The 615-nt window shown below is 66.2% G+C and carries 1 protein-coding gene; it reads left to right on the forward strand.

What is annotated here, in order from left to right; genetic code table 11:
* Window positions 1–615, forward strand: a 615-nt coding sequence (locus tag BST11_RS26880; protein WP_083141176.1) for a phage major capsid protein, incomplete at both ends; no start/stop codon positions are given.

The raw sequence follows: 615 nt of genomic DNA on the forward strand, positions 1-615 counted from the left end.
TGCACGATGGTGTCCGGCGACATCGAAGGCGACGAGCCGAGCCTGCACGTCGCCTACGTCGTCGACCAGCTCGACGCCGAGTACGTCGACGAGGACACCGCCGGGACCGAAAACCCGCCCGGCTTGGACGAAGTCGAGATCAAAACCAAGAAGCTCTACCGGCTGGTCAACCTGTCCTCGGAGCAGTGGAACCAAGAGCAGACCGCGGCCGCGATCGCGAACTCGGTAGCAACCGACCTGATCGCCAAGGCCGACGCCAGTTTCCTCGGCGAGAACACCGACCCGCTGATCGGGCTACTGCACGCCGCCGATGTCATCGACGGCACCGAAGTCGCCGACAGTCTCGACAACCTGGTGGACCTGGTCGCGACACTTGAGGCGAACCGCTCCAAGCCATCCCACATCATCCTGGACCCGCAGTCATGGGCCGCGCTCAGGAAGCTGAAGATCGGCACCACATACAACGCCGCACTCCTTGGTGCCGGGACGCACGACGCCGCCCCCATGTTGTTGGACCTGCCGGTGGTGCGCAGCCCGTTCGTCCCGGCCGGCACCGGCGTCGTCGTCGACGCCACCGCGATCGCCAGCGCAGTCGGACCTGTCCGGATCGCGACC

The organism is Mycobacterium alsense (genome assembly GCF_002086635.1).
GTDB lineage: Bacteria > Actinomycetota > Actinomycetes > Mycobacteriales > Mycobacteriaceae > Mycobacterium > Mycobacterium alsense.